General features: G+C 38.0%; 17 protein-coding genes. 13 read left to right on the top strand and 4 right to left on the bottom strand.

The features are described 5' to 3' along the window. Positions 1–2 precede the first annotated feature (2 nt). Positions 3–866: an MBL fold metallo-hydrolase gene (locus tag BLT95_RS10370; RefSeq protein WP_089666017.1), complete on the bottom strand. Its 864-nt coding sequence runs from the start codon at positions 864–866 to the stop codon at positions 3–5. A 164-nt stretch (positions 867–1,030) separates the two neighbouring features. Here BLT95_RS10370 and BLT95_RS10365 point away from each other — a divergent pair, with 164 nt between their 5' ends. Next, the gene (locus BLT95_RS10365; protein WP_089666016.1) at positions 1,031–2,899 is read left to right on the top strand and encodes a sodium:proton antiporter; all 1,869 of its coding nucleotides are present in this window, start codon (positions 1,031–1,033) and stop codon (positions 2,897–2,899) included. Here BLT95_RS10365 and BLT95_RS10360 read toward each other — a convergent pair. After that, positions 2,896–3,660 (bottom strand): YebC/PmpR family DNA-binding transcriptional regulator, encoded by a 765-nt coding sequence (locus BLT95_RS10360; RefSeq protein WP_089666015.1) that lies wholly within the window; start codon positions 3,658–3,660, stop codon positions 2,896–2,898. The two genes, BLT95_RS10365 and BLT95_RS10360, sit on opposite strands and share 4 nt — an antisense overlap. Positions 3,661–3,806: 146 nt before the next feature. On the opposite strand from BLT95_RS10360, the gene BLT95_RS10355 reads away from it, so the two are divergent. Continuing rightward, positions 3,807–4,142 carry a four helix bundle protein gene (locus BLT95_RS10355; RefSeq protein WP_231896354.1) on the top strand — a complete coding sequence of 112 codons (336 nt, stop codon included), beginning with the start codon at positions 3,807–3,809 and terminating at the stop codon, positions 4,140–4,142. A gap of 63 nt (positions 4,143–4,205) precedes the next feature. Here BLT95_RS10355 and lepA read toward each other — a convergent pair whose 3' ends face one another. Further along, complete coding sequence (gene lepA / locus BLT95_RS10350) at positions 4,206–6,002, bottom strand: translation elongation factor 4 (protein ID WP_089666014.1); 1,797 nt, start codon at positions 6,000–6,002, stop codon at positions 4,206–4,208. Between the two features lie 262 nt (positions 6,003–6,264). On the opposite strand from lepA, the gene BLT95_RS10345 reads away from it, so the two are divergent. The 11 genes from BLT95_RS10345 (at position 6,265) to BLT95_RS10295 (ending at position 22,217) form a co-directional block, all read left to right on the top strand. Beyond that, positions 6,265–7,143 (top strand): ROK family protein, encoded by an 879-nt coding sequence (locus BLT95_RS10345; protein ID WP_089666013.1) that lies wholly within the window; start codon positions 6,265–6,267, stop codon positions 7,141–7,143. An 18-nt stretch (positions 7,144–7,161) separates the two neighbouring features. After that, positions 7,162–8,451 carry a sugar MFS transporter gene (locus tag BLT95_RS10340; protein ID WP_089666012.1) on the top strand — a complete coding sequence of 430 codons (1,290 nt, stop codon included), beginning with the start codon at positions 7,162–7,164 and terminating at the stop codon, positions 8,449–8,451. Beyond that, entirely contained in the window at positions 8,451–9,212 is a 762-nt protein-coding gene (locus BLT95_RS10335) for a creatininase family protein (RefSeq protein ID WP_089666011.1), read from the top strand. Before BLT95_RS10340 ends, BLT95_RS10335 begins: the two co-directional genes overlap by 1 nt. Positions 9,213–9,238: 26 nt before the next feature. Beyond that, positions 9,239–10,831, top strand: a complete 1,593-nt coding sequence (locus BLT95_RS10330) for a beta-N-acetylhexosaminidase (RefSeq protein ID WP_089666010.1) — start codon at positions 9,239–9,241, stop codon at positions 10,829–10,831. Between the two features lies 1 nt (position 10,832). Next, entirely contained in the window at positions 10,833–11,639 is an 807-nt protein-coding gene (gene murQ, locus BLT95_RS10325; RefSeq protein ID WP_089666009.1) for an N-acetylmuramic acid 6-phosphate etherase, read from the top strand. A 158-nt stretch (positions 11,640–11,797) separates the two neighbouring features. Then, on the top strand, positions 11,798–15,040 hold the full coding sequence (locus BLT95_RS10320; protein ID WP_089666008.1) for a TonB-dependent receptor: 3,243 nt from the start codon (positions 11,798–11,800) through the stop codon (positions 15,038–15,040). Positions 15,041–15,053: 13 nt separating this feature from the next. Beyond that, positions 15,054–16,766: a RagB/SusD family nutrient uptake outer membrane protein gene (locus BLT95_RS10315; protein ID WP_089666007.1), complete on the top strand. Its 1,713-nt coding sequence runs from the start codon at positions 15,054–15,056 to the stop codon at positions 16,764–16,766. Positions 16,767–16,860: 94 nt separating this feature from the next. Then, on the top strand, positions 16,861–18,480 hold the full coding sequence (locus BLT95_RS10310; RefSeq protein ID WP_089666006.1) for a family 10 glycosylhydrolase: 1,620 nt from the start codon (positions 16,861–16,863) through the stop codon (positions 18,478–18,480). Then, positions 18,481–19,929, top strand: a complete 1,449-nt coding sequence (locus tag BLT95_RS10305; protein WP_089666005.1) for a sodium:solute symporter — start codon at positions 18,481–18,483, stop codon at positions 19,927–19,929. A gap of 28 nt (positions 19,930–19,957) precedes the next feature. Then, on the top strand, positions 19,958–20,977 hold the full coding sequence (locus tag BLT95_RS10300) for a dipeptide epimerase (RefSeq protein ID WP_089666004.1): 1,020 nt from the start codon (positions 19,958–19,960) through the stop codon (positions 20,975–20,977). A 13-nt stretch (positions 20,978–20,990) separates the two neighbouring features. Further along, complete coding sequence (locus tag BLT95_RS10295) at positions 20,991–22,217, top strand: SH3 domain-containing protein (RefSeq protein WP_089666003.1); 1,227 nt, start codon at positions 20,991–20,993, stop codon at positions 22,215–22,217. 59 nt (positions 22,218–22,276) lie between these two features. Here the strand turns inward: BLT95_RS10295 and BLT95_RS10290 are convergent, their stop codons facing one another. Then, positions 22,277–24,121 (bottom strand): PQQ-binding-like beta-propeller repeat protein, encoded by a 1,845-nt coding sequence (locus BLT95_RS10290; protein WP_089666002.1) that lies wholly within the window; start codon positions 24,119–24,121, stop codon positions 22,277–22,279. Positions 24,122–24,126 lie beyond the last annotated feature (5 nt).

Below are 24,126 nucleotides of genomic sequence, written 5' to 3'. Positions count from 1 at the left end.
GTTTAGTTAAATAATTCGTTGAAGGTATGCGTTTTATCCAGCCTAACACCTTTCTCTGTGTTTTTTAGGGTTATAATTTCATTATGAGCATCATGTTCCATAAACAGATAATAATTTTCATCTGCTGCCGTTTCCAAAAATTTCTTTTTCTCTGGCAAAGTGAGCAAAGGCCTGGTGTCATACCCCATAACGAATGGTAGAGGAATATGCCCGGCAGTTGGCAGTAGATCTGCCATAAAAACAAGCTTTTTTCCTTTATATTCAATATGTGGGATCATTTGCTTATCTGTATGTCCATCTACAAATAATACGCCAAAACCAAGATTTTCGTAATGCTGAAAATCTTTATCCTCCTCTTTTTCAATAAAATGGAGTTTACCACTTTGTTCCATGGGAATGATATTTTCCTTAAGGAAAGAAGCTTTTTCCCGATCATTGGGTTGGGTTGCCCATAACCAGTGGTCTTTATTGCTCCAAAAACGGGCATTTTTGAAAGCTGGTTCATAGCCTGTTCGGTCTTTATTCCATTGAATACTCCCTCCACAATGGTCAAAATGAAGATGTGTCATAAAAATATCGGTAATATCATCCCGGTGAAAACCGTATTTTTTTAATGATTTATCTATACTATGATCTCCCCACCGATAGTAATAACCAAAGAATTTTTCACTTTGCTTATCGCCCATTCCGGTATCTATCAGCATAAGTCTGTCACCATCTTCAATAAGTAAACAGCGCGCTGCAATGTCTATCATATTATTAGAGTCTGCCGGATTTGTTCTTGTCCAGAGGCTTTTGGGTACGACACCAAACATCGCTCCACCGTCAAGTTTGAAATTTCCAGCTTCAATAGGATATAGTTTCATTGCATGATTTTTAAAAATTATCTGCAAAATAGAAAATCTTGTAGCCTTTTCGAATTATTTTCATTTCATTTAACAGGATCAATTTTATGAAAGCCTTGAGATAATAAGCTTTCAGAGTTAAACATTTTTAATATTTTTAGCTTCTATTAGTAAACGAGGAACTTATGATTGAATTAGCGGGAATAGTGATTTTGGGTATTTTGGCTCAGTGGTTGGCATGGCGGTTTAAAATTCCTGCAATTCTACCACTTATACTTATTGGACTTTCAGTTGGACCTCTCTCTACCTTCTTTACCGTAGACGGTTCTAAATTAATCGAACCTATTTGGGATGGAACCTCAGGTCTGTTTCCGGGAAAGGGGCTTTTCTATTTTGTTTCGCTGGCCATAGGTATCATTCTTTTTGAAGGAGGATTAACTCTTAGAAAGGGAGAAATCCTTAATGTTGGACCTGTAATATTAAAACTAATTACCATCGCCGTAATTGTTACTTTTTTTGGTGCAGGGGTGGCCGCCCACTTTATCTTTGATCTCAGCTGGCAGATTAGCTTTTTATTCGCGGCTCTAATTATAGTAACAGGACCTACAGTAATTACTCCTATTCTTCGGAATATTCCGTTGAAAAAGGATGTTTCAGCGATCTTAAAATGGGAAGGGATTCTTATTGATCCCATTGGTGCTTTAGTAGCCGTATTAATGTTTGAATTTATTAGTGCAGGTACCGGAACCGAGTTTACCGAAACCGCATTATTAGAGTTTGGTAAGATTGTACTTTTTGGTTTTACTTTCGGATTTACTTTTGCACATGCACTAGCCTTCGCCATTAAGAAGAATGTAATTCCTCACTATCTTTTAAATGTACTTACACTCGCCACCGTGCTTGGTGTTTTTGTACTGGCCGATATGTTTGCTCATGAAAGCGGACTATTAGCCGTGGTGGTCATGGGTATGGTGATGGGAAATATCAATTTACCAAACCTGAAAGAATTGCTTTATTTCAAAGAATCTCTTAGCGTTCTTTTAATCTCTATCCTCTTTATACTCCTTGCGGCTAATATTAATATGGAAGACCTTATGCTGGTTTATGATATTAAAGCACTCATACTATTTGCCACCGTTGTACTAGTAGTGAGACCCCTGGGTGTATTTGTGAGTAGTATTGGCTCTTCTTTAAAGACCAATGAAAAATTATTTATAAGCTGGGTAGGTCCTCGTGGTATTGTAGCTGCCGGTATCGCTTCACTTTTTGGTATTGAACTCGCAAACCAGGGAGTTCCCGGGGCTGAATATATCACTCCACTGGTATTTATGATCGTGCTTGGTACTGTATTATTGAATGCAACCACCGCAAGACTATTTGCGCAACTGGTAGGTGTTTTTCTGAAAAATTCTCAGGGAATATTGATCATTGGTGCTTCAACTATTTCCAGATTAATTGGAGCTTACCTGAAAAAGAATAAGAGACATGTGGTACTTATAGACAGTAATGGTTCAAATATCAAAAAAGCAAGAGAACTTGGCCTGGATGCGATTCAGGAAAATGTATATTCAGATGATCTTATCAACAATATAGAATTAAGTGATGTGGGCTATTTAATGGCTCTAACAGGGAATTCTGAAGTGAATACCAATGCTATTGAAAAATTCAGAAAACATTTTGGAGAAAATGGTTCTTTTAGAGTCGTTTCTTCCGATGAAATGGATGATCCTGAGAATAATCCAAAAGAAGGTTTATTTTCTCAAACAGATGATTATATAAAACTTACGAATCTTGCCCGTAAATATCCTTCTATTCATGAGATGGATCTCAACTCCAAAGAACATTATGAAGGCTTGATAGAGATTAGTAAGACAGATTCTGACATTATTCCGCTATTTGTCAAGAATAACGAAGGAGAATTGAGTATTATCCCTTCTAATAGTATGGACGTTGAGATTGAGGAAGGTTTTATGCTGGTTTACTTAGGAAAGCAAATTGAGCAGGGAGATAGCGAAGAAAAAGAAAATATAAAAGAAAATATCAAGCAGGATTAATCCTCCTGCTTTTCCATTTCCTCAATTAAGTCATCGGTGATTTCAAGATTATGATAAACATTCTGAACGTCATCATCATCTTCGAACTTTTCTACCAGATTCAGGATTTTAATAGCATCATCTACAGGTAATTCAACGGTATTTATCGGAATTCGCTGTACTTCAGAATTTTTTGGCTCCAGTTCAAGCTCCTCCAACTTTGAGGACATCAGTCCAAAGTCTGTAAATTCAGTATAAACAGTCAAGAATTCATCTTCTTTCTCAAATTTACTGGCACCACCTTCAATTAACTCCAGCTCTAACTCGTCGAGATCTTTTTCAATACTTTCTTTTTCGAGGGTAAACACACCTTTTTTATCGAAAAGAAATTCGAGAGAACCATTGGTTCCAAGACTACCAGCATTCTTTGAAAATATAGATCTTACCGAAGCCACTGTTCTATTGGTATTATCTGTAGTACATTCTACGAAAATTGCAATTCCGTTTGGACCATAGCCTTCAAAAGTGACCGTTTCATAATTATCGGCATCTGCACCACTCGCCTTCTTTATAGCTCTTTCAATAGTATCTTTGGGCATATTCACACCCTTGGCATTTTGAACAGCATTTCTCAGTGAGGGATTTGTTTCCGGATCTGGACCTCCACCCTCTTTTACAGCTACCGTGATCTCTTTGATCGCCCTGGTAAATTGTTTCGCCCGTTTCTTATCCTGTGCTCCTTTCCTATGCTTTATATTCGCCCATTTACTATGTCCGGCCATTTCTTGTCTGTAGTTTTCTAGTTCGTAGTTCGTGGTTTTTATTTCTGAGGTTTAATCCTTTTAATTTACAAAAATAAAAACTTCCTAAAAATGATTAAACGCTAGTGGTAATTGAGTTGAATTAGAATAATATTATCTTCAGACTTATGAAATTCAAATTTGAAGAATTAGAGGTATATCAAAAATCAATAGTGTTTACAGATTATATTTATAACATCACAAAGGATTTTCCAAAGGAAGAAACCTATGGTTTAATTTCCCAATTTAGGAGAGCGGCAGTTTCAATATCATTGAATATTGCTGAAGGCTCTGGTGGTTCCAAAAGAGAATTTGCCAGATATCTGGGAATAGCTTCCAGTTCTCTGAAAGAATATATAGTATGTACTACTATAGCTGAAAGACAGAAATATATAAGTTCGCATCACCAAATAACAATGCGTACAAGCTTGACTGAAATATCAAAGATGATATCTCCGGGTTAAAACAATATTTATTGAAAGACGGATAACAACACCGAACTCTGAACTGAAAGCTCCGAACTAATACTAGTCGTTCAACTTAAGTACTGCCATAAACGCTTCCTGAGGAATTTCCACATTACCTACCTGGCGCATACGTTTTTTACCTTTTTTCTGCTTTTCAAGAAGTTTCCTTTTACGGGAAATATCACCACCGTAACATTTTGCGGTAACATCCTTACGAAGAGCTTTTACAGTCTCCCTGGCAATGATCTTTGCGCCGATGGCTGCCTGAATTGGAATATCAAATTGTTGTCTCGGGATCAATTCTTTTAGCTTCTCACACATTTTCTTTCCTATATCGTAGGCATTGTCCACATGTAATAATGCTGAGAGTGCATCCACTATATTCGCATTTAGGAGCATATCTACTTTTACCAGTTTAGACTGCCTTAATCCAATTGGAGCATAATCAAAAGATGCATAACCTCTTGAAACGGTCTTTAAGCGATCGTAAAAATCAAAAACGATCTCTGCTAATGGCATATCAAAAGTTAGTTCAACTCGCTCGGTAGTCAAATAGGTCTGATTAGTGATCTCTCCCCTTTTTTCAATACAAAGTGACATCACATTCCCTACATAATCTGCTTTGGTAATGATCGTAGCCTTAATAAAAGGCTCTTCTACCCTATTTAAACTTGAAGGTTCGGGAAGATCTGATGGATTATTTACCAAAATCACATCATCGGGATTTTTGTTCGTATAAGCGTGATAAGACACGTTAGGAACCGTGGTGATCACGGTCATGTCAAATTCACGTTCGAGTCTTTCCTGAATAATTTCAAGATGGAGCATCCCAAGGAATCCACATCTGAAACCAAATCCAAGAGCAGCAGAACTTTCAGGTGTAAACACCAGCGAAGCATCATTTAGCTGCAATTTTTCCATAGAAGCTCTAAGCTCCTCATAATCTTCAGTATCTACCGGATAGATTCCGGCGAATACCATTGGTTTTACATCTTCAAAACCAGCTACAGCTTCTGTTGTAGGATTCGCAGCGCTGGTAATAGTATCTCCTACCTTTACCTCACGAGCGTCCTTAATTCCAGTGATTAGGTAACCTACATCTCCGGTTTTTATCTCTTTTCGAGGAAATTGTTTTAAACGAAGCGTTCCTACCTCATCTGCATCATAGGTCTTATCTGTAGCAACAAATTTAATTTTTTCTCCTTTCCTGATTGAACCATTGATCACCCTGAAATAAGTTTCCACACCTCTGAAAGGGTTATAAACCGAGTCAAATATCAAGGCTCTTAAAGGCGCATCCACTTTCCCGCTGGGTGCAGGAATACGATTGATGATGGCATCCAGAATTTCCTTGATTCCAAGTCCGGTTTTTGCACTGGCAGGAATCACTTCAGAAGGATCGCAACCTAAAAGATCTACGATATCATCGGTCACTTCTTCAGGATTTGCACTTGGAAGATCTACTTTATTTAAAACCGGAATAATTTCCAGGTCATTTTCTAAAGCCAGATATAAATTCGAAATTGTTTGTGCCTGTATACTCTGAGCGGCATCTACTACTAATAAAGCTCCTTCGCAGGCCGCGATAGATCTCGAAACTTCGTAAGAGAAATCTACGTGACCAGGAGTATCGATAAGGTTTAATACGAATTCTTCGCCTTCATGAACATAATCCATCTGGATTGCGTGAGATTTGATCGTGATCCCTCGTTCGCGTTCAAGGTCCATGCTATCCAGGAGTTGTTCCTGTTTTTCCCTTTCGGTTACAGCTCCCGTAAAATCCAATAAACGATCGGCCAGGGTACTTTTCCCGTGATCTATATGTGCAATGATGCAAAAATTTCGAATGTTCTTCATCTTCAGTTTTTCTGGTTAATTAATAGAAAAATAATTAACAGATTTAAGTTTGCAAATATAGTTTATTTGTATCTCTTGAGAGAATAATTCTGGATTGACAATCTTTTCTGTTAACATTGTATAATAATCCGCTATTCTAAATAACTTTTATAAAAATTTTATAAAAGAATTTGTTTATATTATAAATTTATACATAATTTGTCGTTGCTCATTTGTTATTTTTAATAAAAAAGCCTTGATGATTTCTGTCAAAATGCAGTAAATGAAAAAGAAAATACTTGGTATTGATATAGGTGGAACCAAAATACAACTCGGGATTGTTCAGGAATCAAAAGTTATTCATGAAAAAACGTTTCCCACACTTTCAGGCTCATCCAAAGAAGATATCGTTCTAAATATTATTAAAGAGATAGAAGCTTTAGGTAAACATGATTTTGAAGGTATAGGGATTGGCGTTCCTGGTTTGGTGGACGAAAAAGAAGGCGTTGTCTATGATCTTTTAAATATTTCCTCCTGGAAAGAAGTTCACCTTAAAAAGCATCTGGAAAAACATTTTAAAATCCCTGTAAAAATTACCAACGATGCGAACGTTTTTGCTCTTGGGGAAAAAACTCTGGGAGAAGGTAAAAAATATACTAATATGGTAGGGATCACCATGGGGACTGGATTTGGTACGGGAATCATCGCTAACAATCAGCTTTATTCCGGCAGTTTTTCCAGTGCAGGAGAACTTGGAAGCCTACCTTATCTGGATAAAACTATTGAAGATTACTGCAGTGGTAAATTCTTCAGAAGAGAATATGATGTGAAAGGAACAGATTTATATCTAAAAGCTGAAAAAGGCGACGAGGAAGCCTTGAGGATTTTAGAAGAATTTGGAATCCATTTAGGAAATGCGATCAAAACGATACTTTTTATCCTTTCCCCTGAAGCGATCTTTCTTGGCGGCTCGGTGAGTAAATCTTTTAAATTCTTTGAAGCTCAGCTTAAAAGAACCATCAGTGATTTTCCGTTTAAAAAAGTACTGGATCAGCTGGTGATCAAACCTTCTGATATGGAGAATACCGCGCTTCTGGGGGCCGCGTCTCTCATTATTAGTAAAAGGGAAACTTCAGAAATTCAACAATCAATATTACCTTAAACTTCATTCATCGTAGATATGGCAAATTCCGTAGCAAAAGAAAAGGCTAATTTTTCTCAATCTGGAGGAGGAACCACGCGTTCTATAATTATAATAGGAGCCTTATTTTTCATTTTTGGATTTGTAACCTGGTTAAACTCACTGTTAATCCCGTATCTTGAAATCGCCTGTGAACTCACCAAATTCCAATCGTTCTTTGTAACCTTTGCTTTCTATATTGCCTATGTGGTAATGGCGCCCATTTCTACCCGTACTCTCAATAAATTAGGTTTTAAAAAAGGAATGTCGGTCGCACTTTTAATCATGGCATTTGGCGCACTTCTCTTTATACCTGCGGCCATTACAAGAACGTACCTATTATTTCTATCAGGATTATTCATAATGGGTAGCGGACTTGCAATTTTGCAAACAGCTTCCAATCCTTATGTAACTATCGTTGGACCTGCTGAAAGTGCTGCGAAGCGTATCAGTATTATGGGGATTTGCAATAAGCTGGCGGGTGCTATAGCACCCATTCTTATCGGTTTCTTCTTACAACTGGAAAAGGCAGATGAACTCCAATCTGAAGTAGCAAACTTAACTGCTGCTGAAAGGATCAATGAACTTAATGAAATGGCCTTAAGGGTCATTCCGCCTTATATAGGAATTATAATCGTGCTTTTACTGCTAGCATTCTGGGTATATAAATCAAGCCTGCCAGAAGTGGATACCGATGAAGAAGACGAAAATTTATCTACAAGTAACGCAGGGAAAAACAGTGTTTTTGATTTTCCGCATGTGATATTGGGAGTGATCACCTTATTTCTATATGTTGGGGTGGAAGTGATTGCGGCAGATAGTATTATTAGTTATGGAGCATCACAGGGAATTGCACTTACTACCGCTAAATATTTTGCCACTGGAACCATGGTAGCTATGGTTGTAGGGTATATCATTGGGATTATTACCATTCCAAAATTCATCAAACAGGAAAATGCCTTAAAGCTTTCAGCAGTATTTGGAATCGTATTTTCTATACTGGCTATTTTTACTGAAGGTTATGTATCACTGGCGTTTATTGCATTATTAGGTCTTGCCAATTCTTTAATGTGGCCGGCGATCTGGCCTCTAGCACTTGCAGATGTAGGAAGATTTACTAAGGCAGCATCCTCTTTACTGGTGATGGGAATCGCAGGGGGAGCAATTGTACCTTTAGCGTATGGAGCACTTGCTGAAAGTTGGAATCCGCAAGAAGCTTACTGGGTAATGGTACCTTGTTACTTATTCATATTATACTTCGCAGTTTCAGGCTTTAAAATCAGGAAATAATGAGACCTTATATTTTATCTGAAAGTAAATGGAAAGCAATAAAAGAAGAGGATACAGAGGTAGCTGTATTAACATGGGGCGCTACAGAAGCTCATAATTATCACCTTCCTTATGGAACAGATAATTACCAGATTGAAGCACTCGCTGCTGAAGCAGGTAGGATTGCATGGGAAAAAGGAGTGAAATTAAAAGTTTTGCCAAATATACCTTTTGGAGTAAATACGGGCCAGGCAAATATAAAACTGGATATGAATCTCTATCCCAGCACTCAACTCGCCATATTATCAGATATCATTGAAGTTTTAAACCGCCAGGATATATATATACTAATACTGCTGAATGGTCACGGAGGAAATAATTTCAAACCCATTTTAAGAGAATTAGGATTAAAATATCCAAAAATGCTTTTGGTTTCTACAAATTTCTTTGACGTGGTTGATAAATCGGAATTCTTTGAGAAGGAAGGAGATCATGCAGATGAAATGGAAACCAGCCTGATGTTACATTTGAAACCAGAACTGGTTTCAGATCTTAAAGAAGCCGGGGACGGGAAAGAAAAAAAATCCAGAATCACAGGAATTAGAGAAGGCTGGGCCTGGTCAGAAAGACAATGGTCTATGGTTACTCAGGATACCGGAATTGGTAATCCAAAGAAGGCCAATAAAGAAAAGGGTGAAAAATTCTTCAAAACTGTCACCCAAAAACTAGCAAACCTCATTATCGAAATTTCCGAAGTTGATATCGCTGACAGGTATCAATAAATTCATAAATATTAATATCCATAAGTATGAATTCAAAAGTCTATAAATCCTCAGCAGTATTTTTAATTCTTATGATGTTAAGTATTCCCTGTTTTTCAATGCAGGATATTTCAGGATTAGACTCAGAAAATTTTCCGGCGATCATTCCTGCACCACAACATTTAGTATGGGGAGAGAAGTTTTTTAGTATCCCAAAGAAAAATACCATCTGCTATGATATTGAAAGCGAAAAATCAGTTTCATGGATAAAAAAATTACTGGCCGCGAAAAAATATGATATAGCATTACAGGAAGGTGATAATTGCGGAAACTGGAACCTTCAAATTAACAAAAATTTGCATGGAGACCTGGGCGATGAAGGTTATAAACTACAGGTCAATGCGGCGGGGGTCCATATTATCAGCGCCACTAAGACTGGAATGTTTTATGGAATTCAGACATTAAGACAAATATTTCCTGCAGAAGTGGAAGCGGGAAACTTAGATTCAGAAATTAGACTGCGGTTTGTTGAAATTGTAGATAAACCAAAATTTTCATGGCGAGGAAGCATGCTGGATATCGCGAGAAGTTTTCTTTCTAAAGAATATATCAAGGCACATATAGATAGAATGGCTCTTTACAAACTCAATCGTTTGCATCTTCATTTAAGTGATGATCAGGGCTGGCGAATTGAAATAAAACAATATCCAAAACTAACCGAAATAGGTGGAAAGAGTGCGGTTAAAAATGGTCGTTCAGGGTATTTAACCCAGCAGGAATTTAAAACTTTACAGGAATATGCTGAAAATCGAAATATCGTGATCATTCCTGAGATCGATATGCCAGGTCATATTTATGCAGCATTAACCGCGTACCCGGAATTGAATTGTGAGGATAATAAGAATATTGAACCAAAAAGAGCTTTACCCCCAGATCTTTATGATGGTTATAAAGTAGGATGGTCCAGGTTTTGTCTTAAAGATCCCGCGACCTACAAATTTGTTGATGATATTATTAAAGAACTTTCAGAGATCACAACGGGAAAATGGATACATATTGGCGGTGATGAGATAGAAGATCCATTATATAAGGAGTTTATTGGGAAAGCTGATGCTATAGTTAATACATACGGAAAGATGACAATTGGCTGGGAAGAGAGTGCGAAGGCAGATCTTGATGAAGATTTTATAGTTCAACGTTGGAATGGTCAAACTAAAATTGGGGAAAACCAGAAGATCATCGATTCCTTTTGCAAATTCTTCTACTTAGATCACGGAAATGTTCGCGATCAGGAAAATACTTATAAATGGTGTAGTGCGGAAGGTTTAAGCCTGGAGAAGGTATACAGTTATAGAACCGATGATACTCGTGTGATAGGTATTGAAGCTCCGGTTTGGAGTGAATTGGTAATAAGTGATGACAGGGCCGATGACCGATTATGGCCGCGGAGCATTGCAGTTGCAGAAATAGGCTGGACTCATGATTCTAAAAGGAATTTTGAAAATTTCACAAAAAGGCTCGCCAGGCACGGTAGAAGATTAAATGAACTTGGGATCAACTATTTTAAAAGTCCTGAAGTAAAATGGGAGGTTGGTACTCAAAAGGGAATTTTTTCAGAAGAATTAATTAAAGACCACTAAAATGAATAAAAAGAATCCTGATACAGAGAGAACTTCAAATTATGATCATCTGGAAAAGATGAGCACAATTGAATTATTATCTAATATTAATAAGGAAGACCAAACCGTTGCTGAAAACGTAAAAAAGGAAATTACGTCTATTGAAAAACTGGTAGATCAAATCGTACCAAAGATAGAAGCAGGAGGCAGGTTATTCTATATAGGAGCCGGGACAAGCGGTCGCCTGGGTGTTTTAGATGCGTCTGAATGTCCACCAACTTTTGGAGTTAGCGCAGAAATTGTGGTAGGACTTATCGCCGGCGGAGATACAGCCTTAAGAAATGCTGTAGAAAATGCTGAAGACGATACCCAGCAGGCATGGAAAGATCTTCAGGAATATAATATTTCTGAAAAGGATGTTCTCGTTGGTATCGCAGCTTCTGGTACCACACCTTATGTGATTGGGGGTATTAAGGAAGCAAGAAAAAATGGAATTATTACCGGTTGTATTGCCTGTAGTGCGGGTAGCCCACTTGGAGAAGCTTCAGAATTTCCCATAGAAGTAAGAACAGGACCTGAGTTTGTTACGGGAAGTACTCGTATGAAAGCAGGCACCGCTCAAAAACTTGTCTTAAATATGATCTCTACTTCCGTAATGATCAAATTAGGAAGAATTAAAGGGAATAAGATGGTAGATATGCAATTGTCTAATAGTAAGCTTGTGGGGCGTGGAGTACGTATGATTATGGAAGAACTTGGTGTTGAAAAAGAAGAGGCAGAAAAGCTTTTAAAAGCGCACGGAAGTGTAAGAAAAGCTTTAAAAAGATAATAATATGTAATTGAGTTAATTAAAAAATTCGATTAAGTATATTTTATTATTAAAAAAAATCTCTAAAAGTTTTTTTATTTTCCATTATATTATATATTTAACAATAATTTAAATATTATTTTAATTTATTGTAAAACTTCACTAATGAAACGCTAACTATGGGAAAAAATCGACAATTTTTTGTTCTTCTATTTTGCCTTTTTACTGTAAGTCTCTGGGCTCAGCAAAAAGAAATTACGGGAGACGTTTTTGATGAAGATGGTCTACCACTTCCGGGAGTAACCGTAATGGTTCAAAATACTTCTAATGGAACAGTAACAGATTTTGATGGTCATTTTGAATTATCTGTTCCAGATGCAGGTGAAACGATACTTGTTTTTTCTTCTCTTGGGTTCCAGACACAAGAAGTAAAACTGGGAAATCAATCTCAGTTTCAAATCACCCTTCAAACAGATACTGAAAGTTTAGATGAAGTTGTGGTGGTGGGATATGGTAATCAGAAAAGAAAAGACCTTACTGGTGCAGTATCTACAATTGATACAGAAGTATTGGAATCCAGACCCATAACCGATGTAGGTCGTGGACTTCAGGGTACCAGCCCGGGTCTTACAATTACGAGTCCTACAGGTCAAATTGGTGAAAATCCAACCATAAAATTAAGAGGATCTGTAGGGACTTTGGGAACTGGAGGAGGAGCAGAGCCTCTTATTCTGGTAGATAACGTTGAGGTGTCCAACCTTCAAGCTATAAACCCTCAGGATATTGAAAGTATTTCAGTACTTAAGGATGCAGCTTCTACCTCTATATATGGAGCTAGAGGTGCCTGGGGTGTAATTTTGATTACTACTAAAAATGGTAGCAAGAACAGAGTACCTTCAGTTACATATTCTAATAACTTCGCATGGTCTACGCCAACTGAAGTTCCCAAAGTAGCTCCGGCAGCAGAGGGGGCAGAAATGGCTTTTGCTGCTGTGAATAGGCGTATACCTTCTTTAGACGCCTTTGGTATTGTAGGAATGTATATAGACCAGACGGCTATTGACAAAATGAGAGACTGGGAGGCGCAATATGGCGGCCAGGATCTTGGAATGGAAATGGTTGAAGGCAGAGATTACGAAGTTAGAGACGGGAGATTATTTTTCTACCGCTCCTGGGATCCCCGGGAATTATTCATTAAGGAATGGGCAGCACAGCAAAAACACGATTTATCTGTTACTGGTGGATCTGAAAAGACGAGCTACTACCTTGGCTTAGGATATTTAAATCAGGGTGGCGTTTACAAGACAAATGCAGATAAATTTGAGCGATACAACCTAAACTTAAGTATAAATACTGAAGTTACAGACTGGTTGGATGTGAGGGCAAAAGTTCTAAATAGTAACAGCTTGACTACAGAGCCATTTAAATTTGGTTCTAATACCTATGATGCCTGGTATTATACTACAAGATGGCCTGCATACTACCCTTACGGTACGGTAGATGGAAAACCTTTCAGAAATCATATTTCTGAGGTAGAACAGGCTAATATGAATGAAATTACAAATTCATTATCCAGGGTTAACTTAGGTACTACAATAACGCCAACAAAAGATCTGGAGATTAACTTTGATTATACGCACGATAGAGTAGAGGGTCATGAACACCAAACAGGCGGGACATTATATGCTTATAATTTCTGGGCACAGGGTGCAGATTTTTCTTATGTTCCTTATAGCAGTTCTGCATACGATCGTGTTCAGTATAGCTCAAACTGGAGTAGAAGAAATACGGCTAAAGCTTTTGGGATCTATACTAAAGAACTGGGAGATCACGATTTTAAACTTACATTGGGTGGTGATCTTGAAGAATTTGAATACTGGGATCACTACTCTCAAAGACGAAACCTGTTAAATCCAGATCAGGGTGAATTAGATCTTGCTACAGGTGATCAATTTGTTGGAGGTAATAGAAACCGCTGGACTACTTTAGGTGCTTTCGGAAGAATAAATTATGCTTATAACGACAAATTTTTACTGGAACTGAACGGAAGATATGATGGTGCTTCCAGACTTTCTCCTGATAAAAAATGGGCTTTCTTTCCGTCAATGTCTCTAGGTTATGTGCTTACTGAAGAGGATTTTATGGAAAACCTCAAGGCAGTATCTTTCTTTAAAGTAAGAGGGTCTTATGGATCTGTAGGAAATCAGGATGCAAGGATCAGCAATATTTATCGCACAATGTCATCATACGGTTCCAATTGGGTAATAGACGGGCAGGAGCAGGTAACTGTAGGTACACCAGGGGCCTTGCCCAACTCTTTAACCTGGGAAACGGTGACTACCCTGGATATAGGGCTTGATGCAAGATTTTTGGAGAACCGACTTGGACTTACTTTTGACTGGTATGAAAGAACGGTTTCAGATATGCACAGTAGTGGTGTAACACTTCCTAGCTCATTTGGAACAACGGCTCCAAGAAGAAATTATGGTGAATTGCAAACCAAAGGATGGGAACTTGCAATAGACTTTAAGCATGAGTTTAGCAATGGCCTAAAATTTAATGCGGTAGGAACTTTATCAGATTTTAAAGAGAAAGTTACCAAGTATGCAAATTCTACCATGGGAATACCAAATCCCATAGCAGCTATTAATAACACCTATTATGAGGGGATGACCTTAGGAGAAATATGGGGTTATGAAACTGATGGGTTCTTTACAGAAGACGATTTTAACGAGGATGGTTCTTATGCCGATGGCGTGGCTTCACAGGATATATTTGAAACAAATGGCTGGTTTCAGTATGGACCGGGAGATGTCAAGTATAAAGATATTAATGGTGATGGGGTAATTGACTATGGTTCAAGAACAGTAGGTGATTCAGGAGATTTGAAAAAAATTGGAAACTCTACTCCAAGATATCAATATGGAATACAGCTTGGTGCTAACTGGAAAGGATTCGACTTAAATCTTTTCATGCAAGGGGTAGGAAAACGTGATTTCTGGGCTAACGGACCAGTATTTATCCCTGGATATAGATACGCTGAAGGTTGGTATGAGCATCAGTTAGATTACTGGACACCAGAAAATCCTGATGCATTTTATCCTAGACCAAACGACCAGCAACAATCTAATAATGCAATGAACTTCTTACCTCAAACCAAATATTTACTGGATCTGTCTTATTTAAGAATGAAAAATATCAATCTTGGATATACAATTCCCGCAGGTCTTTCAGAAAGATTTAATGTTGATAGATTTAGAATATACGTAAGTGGTGAGAACCTGTTTGAATTTACTAATGGGAACCTACCTATAGACCCTGAAGTAGATTATACCCAGGCAGGATTAAATGACACGAACACATTTGGACGTGTGTACCCATTCAGAAGATCTCTTTCTGCAGGAGTTCAGATAACTTTATAAAAATTAAGAGAAGATGAAATCAATTTATAAAATAGCAGTGTATTTTCTTTTTGCTTTTGTAATTACAGGATGTGAAAAGGACTTTTTAGAAGTTCCGCCTCAGGATGAACTGGTGGATGAAACTTACTGGACTAGTGAACAGAATGTGAAAACCTTCGCTTATGGCTTTTATACCGGGTATTTTGTTGGATATGGGTCTGGTTATTCATGGGGAGATTATTTCTCAGGTCAGTCATTAAATGATGATTTTGCACCCTCTAATCCACCATTATTTACCCAACAGGTACCAACCTCTGGAGGAGGATGGGGTTTTGGCTGGGTTAGAAAAGCGAATATCTTTATAGACCGTGTTCAAACGGTTCCAATGGAAGAGGAAGCCATCGCTCACTGGACCGGAATTGGAAGATTTTTCAGAGCTATGGAGTATCATGACCTTGTAAAGCGTTTTGGTGATGTACCTTATTACGATGCAGAAGTAGTGGAAGGTGATACAGAGCAATTATATAGAAAACGTGACGATCGCACTTTTGTAATGGATAAAGTACTGGAAGACTTTCAATATGCTGCGGAAAATGTAAGGGATGATGTAGACAATGAAGGGCAGGAAGTAGACCGTAGTGTGGTACTTGCATTCATGTCCAGAGTTTTCCTTTACGAAGGGACCTGGCAGAAATATCACGAAAACGATTCTCAAAAAGCAGCTGAATATCTTGAAGCTTCCAAATGGGCTGCAGAACAGGTAATAAATTCAGGAAAGTTCTCTTTAGGGAACTATCGTGAGGTTTTTAATTCATTAAGCCTTTCCTCAAATCCTGAAGTGATCTTATACCGTGAGTACGAAGAAGGAGTGTTAACACATGCTCTTAACAGTTATAATAATAAAGAGCCTCAAACAGGTCCATCAAAAGATGCGATTGAATCATATCTGGCTGAAGACGGTTTACCAATTGGAATCTCTCCGGAATATCAGGGAGATAAAGGTATTGAGAATGTAATGGCCAACAGAGATCCTAGAATTTATGAAACTTTTGTTTCTGATGAATTAAGGATTAACGGGATAGATTCAGATTATTCCACTACGGCGTATGCTACTCATAAATTCCTTAATGAAGAGATCAAGGATGATCCAATAGGAAGCTCTAACTTAAACCCTACAGATGCACCAGTGATTCGTTACGGTGAAGTACTGGTAAATTATGCTGAAGCTGCTGCTGAACTCGCTAGCGTTGGAGGGCCGGCATTTACCCAGGCAGATTTGGATAAATCAATCAATGTACTACGTGACCGTCAGGGAATAATGCTACCTCATCTTCAATTAAACGGAGCAGAACCCGCAGTGAATGGAGTTACATATGATGATCCTCAAAGAGATCCAGCTGTGAGCGCAATTATATGGGAAATAAGACGAGAGCGAAGAATTGAATTAATGATGGAAGGTTTCAGACTTGATGATCTTAAGCGCTGGAAAAAACTAAATTATGTAGATATGGTAGAATATCCTGATATCAACAGAGGGGCATGGATAGTAAAATCAGATTACCCCGATGCAAATCTTGAGAACTTAGTATTAACTGAAGGTGATCAGGGTTATATCATCCCGGCATCAGCTCAGGAGTCCTTAAGAACATTCGATAATCCTAGAGTTTATCTGTCTCCTTTACCACTTGATCAAATTACACTTTATAGAAATAATAACGTGGAACTTGAACAGAACCCTGGGTGGTAGTGTTAAATTAGGAATTAGTCCGGATGAGTCCTTAAGTTATTCTTAAGGACTTTTCTATACATAACTTATTTACTTTTGCTAAATACCTAACTCTATGATATCACGTTATAAAATATTTACGCTACTCTTTGTATTGGTGTTACTGAACTCTTGTAAAACCACTAAAACTACTCAGGAAAAATCTACTTCTGAAAAAATCATCGAAAAAGAAATAGATAGTGCCTCCAGCGAAACAGCTTCCGTGCCTGAAGTTCCTATGGAGAAAGTCGAGACCCCTAAAAGAAACAGAGTGAACCCGCCCCTAAATATTGAAGAGTTCAGAGCGGCCTGGGTTGCTACGGTAGCGAATATCAACTGGCCAAGTAAATCTGGCCTTTCGACGATGCAGCAGCAAAAGGAAGCATTGAAACTCCTTGACTTTCTCCAAACTCATAATTTTAATGCGGTAATTTTTCAGGTGAGGCCTCAGGCCGATGCTTTATATGAGAGCGAGATCGAACCATGGTCATATTTTCTAACAGGGGAACAGGGAAAAGCTCCTGAACCTTATTATGATCCGCTTGATTTCTGGATCAGGGAAGCTCATAAAAGAGGACTGGAATTACATGTGTGGCTAAACCCTTATCGTGCTCATCATACTACCGGAGGAGATGTTACCAATACATCTATTATCAGGCAAAAACCTGAACTTGCTGTAGAACTTGCCAACGGAATGTGGTGGCTGGATCCCGCAAAAAAGGAAACTCAGGATCACTCCGCAGCAGTGGTAATGGATATTGTAGAAAGATATGATATTGATGGGGTTCATTTTGATGACTATTTTTATCCCTACGATTCCTATAATAATGGAAAAGACTTTCCAGATGAAAAGACCTTTGCTTCTTATAAGAGTAATAATGGAGAACTTTCAAAAGGAGACTGGAGAAGGGATCATGTGAACAGGTTCATCAAAAGGATCTATGAAGAGATAAAAGCTGAAAAACCTCATGTAAAATTCGGTTTAAGTCCATTCGGGATATGGAGACCAGGTTACCCGCAATCTGTAACCGGTTATGATCAATATGATAAACTTTATGCCGATGCTAAATTGTGGCTGAATGAAGGCTGGATAGACTATTTTACTCCTCAATTGTACTGGCAGATTAATAAACCCGGACAGAGCTTTCCGGAATTACTGGGGTGGTGGGAATCAGAAAATACTAAAAACAGGCATTTATGGCCGGGCATTAATGTAGGTCTTGGCGGTGATGAAAAAAATGTAGATGAAACCATCAACCAGATCATGATCACTCGCGGGATGTTGCCCGAGAGTAAGGGAACGGTTCACTGGAGTATTGGCCCACTTCTGAAACACGAAAATCTTGCAAAAGCTTTACAGGAAGGTCCATATAGAAAGAAAGCGCTCGTGCCTCCAAGTCCGTGGCTTGATGAAAATGCTCCGGAAACCCCGGTTCTTACTTCCAGGATCGAAAATGATCGGGTTCTGTTGAATTGGGAGGCTGCTAATTCAGAAGAAATTACCAGATATGTGCTTTGGTTTAAATATGATCAGGGAGGCTGGGATTATAAGATCCTCGATGGAAATACGTCTTCTTACAGTCTGCAGTATATAGTAGGGGAAAAGAAGAGTAAGATAGAAAAATTAGGTCTTACTGCAGTAGACAGGGTTGGTAATCAAAGTGAATTCAAAGAAATCAATTTAAAGAGATCATAGATGACGCCCTTACTGGTATTTGGAGTTATAGCTGTCTATTTTTTGGTGTTATTGGGAATTAGCCATTTAACCTCAAAAAAAGCTGATAATAACACCTTTTTCACAGCTAATAAGCAATCTCCCTGGTTCCTGGTAGCTTATGGAATGGTTGGAGCCTCACTTTCAGGAGTTACTTTTATTTCGGTACCGGGTGAAGTGGGAAATTCCAACTGGACCTACTTACAGTTCGTAATGGGGAATATGGTAGGTTATGCGGTCATCGCATTTATACTTATTCCATTATTTTATAAACTAAAGCTGGTATCTATTTATGAGTATTTAAAAAATCGTTTTGGGCAAAATTCTTATTACACAGGCTCTGTCTTCTTTCTAATTTCGCAAACCATTGGGGCATCTTTCAGGCTTTTCCTGGCAGCATTGGTACTGCAGATCGCTTTTTTTGATGCCTTTGGAATTCCTTTTTTCGTTACGGTACTTTCAACGATAATACTCATTTGGTTATATACGTTTCGAGGAGGGATTAAAACTATTGTCTGGACAGATACACTTCAAACAACTTTTCTTCTTCTGGCAGTGGTAATAAGTATCAAAATGATCGTAGATCATATGGGACTTGGTTTTTCGGAAGTAATAGCTACTGTTTCTGATAGTAAGATGTCAACGATATTTGACTGGGATTGGCGGTCTGACCGAAATTTTTATAAGACCTTCCTTGCAGGTATTTTTATTACCATCGCAATGAATGGATTGGATCAGAATGTAATGCAGAAAAATCTTACTTGTAAGAATCAAAAAGATGCGCAAAAGAATATTTTCTGGTTCTCCATCACATTTTTTGTTTCTACAGTTCTATTCCTTTCGCTGGGAGTTTTACTATATAAGTTCGCAATAGATCAGAATATCGCAATTCCAGAAAGAACAGACGATCTATATCCATTATTGGCTTTGAATCATTTTGGTATTCTGGCCGGAATAGTCTTTTTACTGGGAATCATTGCCGCGGCTTTCTCTAGTGCCGATTCTGCTTTAACAGCCTTAACAACTTCTTTCTGTGTAGATATTCTGGATTTACCTAATAAGAAGTCTAACCAGAAAAGAACAAGATTATGGGTTCATATAGGTTTTACGTTTTTAATGTTTGTGGTAATTATAATTTTTAATAGCTTGAATGATTCTAGCGTGGTAAGTGCTGTTTTTAAAGTAGCTGGATTTACTTATGGACCATTATTGGGCCTCTTTGCCTTCGGATTATTAAACAGAAGGTTTGTGAAAGACAGGTTGGTCCCGGTGGTATGCATCCTTGCACCCATAATTTCTGTAATTCTTGATCAATATTCTGAAACCTGGTTCAACGGGTATCAGTTCGGATTTGAAATATTGCTGGTAAATGCAGCGCTTACATTTATTGGACTCTGGCTTTTATATGACAAAAAACCCGGATCTCTTTAAATACGTGTTTATACTTAAAATCTAGGAAATGCAAATACAATACAAATCATTTAACCTGGAACTAAAGAATACCTTTACCATTAATCATGGTTCAAGGGATTTTCAGCCTACACTTATTATAATTTTATCTGATGGCGAGTTTACAGGGTATGGCGAGGCAGCGGCTACAGTCTATTACGGAGTAACGGTCGAGAAGATGATCACTTCCATTAAAGAAGTAGAACCTATAATTGCAAACAATATTCATCGTTCTCCTGAAGAATTATGGGAACTTACTTTCCCACATTTAAAAGAAAATCCTTTTGCCCAGTGTGCTTTAGATATGGCAATGCATGATCTCCACGGAAAGAGAAATTCTATGCCATTGTATAAGATGTGGGGACTGGATATTAAAGACGTTCCTCTTACCAATTATACAATTGGGATGGATACAGTAGATACAATGATTAGGAAGATCAAAGAATTTCACTGGCCTTTGTATAAAATAAAACTGGGAACCAAAGACGATATTGCCATAGTAAAGGAATTGCGAAAGCATACCAATTCGGTTTTCAGACTGGATGCCAATGCGGCATGGACTCTCGAGCAGGCGATAGAAAATAGTCATGCCATGAAAGATCTGAATGTGGAGTTTCTTGAGCAGCCTTTAAAGCCAGAGGATGTGGAAGGCATGAAAGCGCTTTATAATAGATCTGAACTTCCACTAATCGCAGATGAAAGTTGTATCGTGGAAGGTGACGTTGAAAAATGTGCTCCTTATTTTCACGGAGTGAATATAAAATTAACTAAATGTGCAGGGATCACACCAGGCAAAAGAATGATTGAAAAGGCCCGATCACTAAATTTAAAAGTTATGGTGGGTTGCATGACCGAATCTACTGTATCCATGTCGGCGATAGGACAATTGCTGCCTTTGCTGGATTATGTAGATATGGACGGTAGCCTGTTAATTAGGAATGATATTGCAGAGGGCATAAAAATGGATCATGGAAAAGTTCATTTTCCAGACAGGAATGGAACCGGGGTAAAATTGTTTAATTTTGAGTAAATATTTGAAAATCATGAAAATCAAATCAATTTATATAGCGTTGCTAACGGTACTGGTTCTTGTTTCCTGTGGAAAAACTACGGAAAAAGAAGAAGTAAATAAGGCAGAAGATATCATTGCTCAGGTAGATGAGCAGTATGCTCCAGATAACCGGGTAGCGTTGTTTGATATTGAAAGTCATCAAAACGGGGATACTTATGTATTAAAAGGGGAGTCTAATCTTCCCGAAGCAGTGCAGGAACTTAAATCGAAAATGGAATCCCAGGATCTTAAGTTTACAGATAGCATTCAGTTGTTACCTGATGATAAAACACTTGAAGGAAAAACTTTGGGAGTGGTAAAGATCTCTGTGGCGAACCTTCGGGACAAACCTAAACATTCAGCACAACTGGTCACCCAGGCCACCTTAGGGATGCCTTTAAACGTATTTAAGAAAGACGGTGGCTGGTATTATGTACAGACACCTGATGGATATTTGGGCTGGGTAGATTACGGCGGAATAGCAAATAAAACTAAAGAGGAATTTTCTGAATGGAAATCAGCCGAAAAACTTATTTATTTAGAAGCCTTCGGAAATTCTTTCCAGGAAGCCAGAAGTGATTCACAAAGCATTTCAGATTTGGTAGCAGGAGACATTCTAGAGCTTTTAAGCGAACAAAATGGATTTTATAAGGTCAAGTATCCTGACGGGAGGGAAGCCTTTATTTCAAAGGCTGAAGCACAACCATATCAAGATTGGCTTACTTCTTTAGATATGGAAAAAGAAGACCTGGTGGAAACTTCAAAAAAATTAATGGGACTTCCATATTTATGGGGAGGAACCTCACCTAAAGGAGTAGACTGTAGCGGTTTTACCAAGACGGTATATTTTCTTAATGGGATGGTGCTGCCAAGGGACGCATCACAACAGGTTCATACCGGAAAATTAATAGATACTACCAGAAATTTTGAAAAACTGATCCCCGGAGACCTTCTTTTCTTTGGAAGACCGGCGACCGATTCTACTTCAGAAAGGGTAGTGCATGTGGGAATGTGGATTGGAGACAATCAATTTATTCATTCCATGGGAGATGTTCATATTAGTACCATGGATACTACTTCTTCAGATTTTGATGAGTATAATTATGATCGATACCTGCGTAGTAAAAGAGTATTCAATGAAGAAGACAAAAACTTACTTTACCTGAAACAACAAAACATTTTTACGGACGCCAGAACCTCTCAAAAAGTTTCAGAATAGACGTCTTATAGTTTAGTTTAAATACGTAAAAGGTCCCCTTGAATTAGCGGGACCTTTTTTTATGGCTTCCACTCGAGAAGAACAATTTTTCCATCCATTGTCGCTGCAACGAGCTGATGATCATTAATAACATTCACGGTATTAATCATAGAGTTATCTATTTTATAAGACCATTTTTGCTTGCATGATTTGGGATCTACACTAAATACAATACCGTTTCTGCCTCCAAAATATAGAGTTTTATTTTTTTCTATGATCATGGATGGCACATGATCATATCCATAATTCATATCTAATTTCCAGGCAATTTCCGGAGATTTTCTGGTGGTTTTAAAAGCAACCAGGGTATCATTCATTGTTTTGGCATACAAAAACTCTTTATCATTTGAAATTCCAAGCGATTCCCTTACCGTGGCTTCATTACTTCGCCAAAGTGTTTTTCCGTTTTCTGCATTAATTGCTGAAATATACCTGTCTGGAGCTACGATATAAATAGCATCATTGGCAGCAACAGGAATCACCATCGCAGGAGAAAACATGCGATTAGGAGAATCATTAGACCATTTCCATTCCAGTCTCCCTGTATTTTTATTGAGCGCATATAAGAATTTATCCCAGGCTCCAAAGATCACCTTAGAGTCATAAATTAAAGCTTTGCTAACTACAGGTCCTTTTAGACCTTCAAATTTCCATAGTTCTTTTCCTGTTGCGGCGTTTAATGCTCTAAAATTACCATCGCTGCCACCAATGTAAACAATATCATTTTCTATAATTGGCGAACCAAGAACCGAAGCGCCCGTTTTTGTTTTCCATAGAAGCTTGCCATTTTCAGAATTCAGACTATAAATATTTCCATCTCCTGAAGCCAGGATAACAGAGTTTCTATAGGCGGCTGGAGATGAGAAAATTCCTCCTTTTGTGGAATACTCCCATAATTTCTCTCCTGTATCTTTTGATAAAGCCTCTACAGTTCCTGTACTGTTTCCAAATACTATTACATTTTGAATGCTGGAAGGAGTAGAGATCACATTTGCATTCGAGTGATAGCTCCATTTTTTGCTAACCTGTGGAAATGAATCATTGATTTTATAAGAAGGTCTTTTAAAATCTTCTTTCTCCATATCGTAAGATCTTTTACCAAGATATATATTCCTCCAGGCTTCAAGAGTTTTTACACCCGGGATTCTCTCATTAAAAAGAGCTTTGTCCTTGGTGACAGAAATAATACTATAACCCCCAATAGAATCCTTAGCTCTCAAATTAGAACGTCCCATAGAGGCCGGAATTCCTTCAAAATTCATCGATTTATTTCTGTGTCCGTGGCCACATATTGCAAACTGAGTATTGTACTGTTTCAACCTCTCGGTTACTTCATACCAGTTATCAAAGCTATTATCTATAGGATAATGATTTGCAAAAATGATTCGCTGGTCTTTGGATGTGGAAGTAAGGACACTGTCCAGCCAGACTATGGCGTCTCTGGGAATATGACCGTCAGACATTCTAACATAAGGCCCCGAAGCACATCCTATGATCTTATAACCTTCATGTTCAAATACAAATTTGTCATAGCCAAATTCTTTAATAAATGATACTCCGCCAGATTCAGACCAGCCGGTATCATGATTCCCGGGAACGACGTAGTACGGAATTTCTATTTTTGACAGGATTTCTTTTGCCAATGCCAGTTCGTCATCGGTTCCCATTTCAGTAATATCCCCCGTCACGATTACAAAATCAAGGTCTTGCGTATTGATATCTTCCACGGTTCTTTCCAGATCTTCTTTAGCCGTTTCTGTACCAATATGTGTATCTGTGATCTGTGCAAATTTGAAATTCTGGGCACTAAGTGTTGAAAGGGAAAAGATTATAAAAAGCAGTGCGGATGTATAAGAAGTTTTCATGATAA

It is taken from the genome of Gramella sp. MAR_2010_147 (assembly GCF_900105135.1).
Taxonomy (GTDB): domain Bacteria; phylum Bacteroidota; class Bacteroidia; order Flavobacteriales; family Flavobacteriaceae; genus Christiangramia.
This window is presented reverse-complemented; position numbering and strand designations above follow the sequence as displayed.

Bases quoted from the DNA above. Each gene is read 5' to 3' on its own strand.
- BLT95_RS10305 (WP_089666005.1), top strand. From the start codon at position 18,481: ATGACGCCCTTACTGGTATTTGGAGTTATAGCTGTCTATTTTTTGGTG.
- BLT95_RS10360 (WP_089666015.1), bottom strand. From the start codon at position 3,660: ATGGCCGGACATAGTAAATGGGCGAATATAAAGCATAGGAAAGGAGCA.
- lepA (WP_089666014.1), bottom strand. From the start codon at position 6,002: ATGAAGAACATTCGAAATTTTTGCATCATTGCACATATAGATCACGGG.
- BLT95_RS10355 (WP_231896354.1), top strand. From the start codon at position 3,807: ATGAAATTCAAATTTGAAGAATTAGAGGTATATCAAAAATCAATAGTG.
- BLT95_RS10300 (WP_089666004.1), top strand. From the start codon at position 19,958: ATGCAAATACAATACAAATCATTTAACCTGGAACTAAAGAATACCTTT.
- BLT95_RS10330 (WP_089666010.1), top strand. From the start codon at position 9,239: ATGAATTCAAAAGTCTATAAATCCTCAGCAGTATTTTTAATTCTTATG.
- BLT95_RS10290 (WP_089666002.1), bottom strand. From the start codon at position 24,121: ATGAAAACTTCTTATACATCCGCACTGCTTTTTATAATCTTTTCCCTT.
- BLT95_RS10340 (WP_089666012.1), top strand. From the start codon at position 7,162: ATGGCAAATTCCGTAGCAAAAGAAAAGGCTAATTTTTCTCAATCTGGA.
- BLT95_RS10365 (WP_089666016.1), top strand. From the start codon at position 1,031: ATGATTGAATTAGCGGGAATAGTGATTTTGGGTATTTTGGCTCAGTGG.
- BLT95_RS10295 (WP_089666003.1), top strand. From the start codon at position 20,991: ATGAAAATCAAATCAATTTATATAGCGTTGCTAACGGTACTGGTTCTT.
- BLT95_RS10320 (WP_089666008.1), top strand. From the start codon at position 11,798: ATGGGAAAAAATCGACAATTTTTTGTTCTTCTATTTTGCCTTTTTACT.
- BLT95_RS10315 (WP_089666007.1), top strand. From the start codon at position 15,054: ATGAAATCAATTTATAAAATAGCAGTGTATTTTCTTTTTGCTTTTGTA.
- BLT95_RS10345 (WP_089666013.1), top strand. From the start codon at position 6,265: ATGAAAAAGAAAATACTTGGTATTGATATAGGTGGAACCAAAATACAA.
- BLT95_RS10370 (WP_089666017.1), bottom strand. From the start codon at position 866: ATGAAACTATATCCTATTGAAGCTGGAAATTTCAAACTTGACGGTGGA.
- murQ (WP_089666009.1), top strand. From the start codon at position 10,833: ATGAATAAAAAGAATCCTGATACAGAGAGAACTTCAAATTATGATCAT.
- BLT95_RS10335 (WP_089666011.1), top strand. From the start codon at position 8,451: ATGAGACCTTATATTTTATCTGAAAGTAAATGGAAAGCAATAAAAGAA.
- BLT95_RS10310 (WP_089666006.1), top strand. From the start codon at position 16,861: ATGATATCACGTTATAAAATATTTACGCTACTCTTTGTATTGGTGTTA.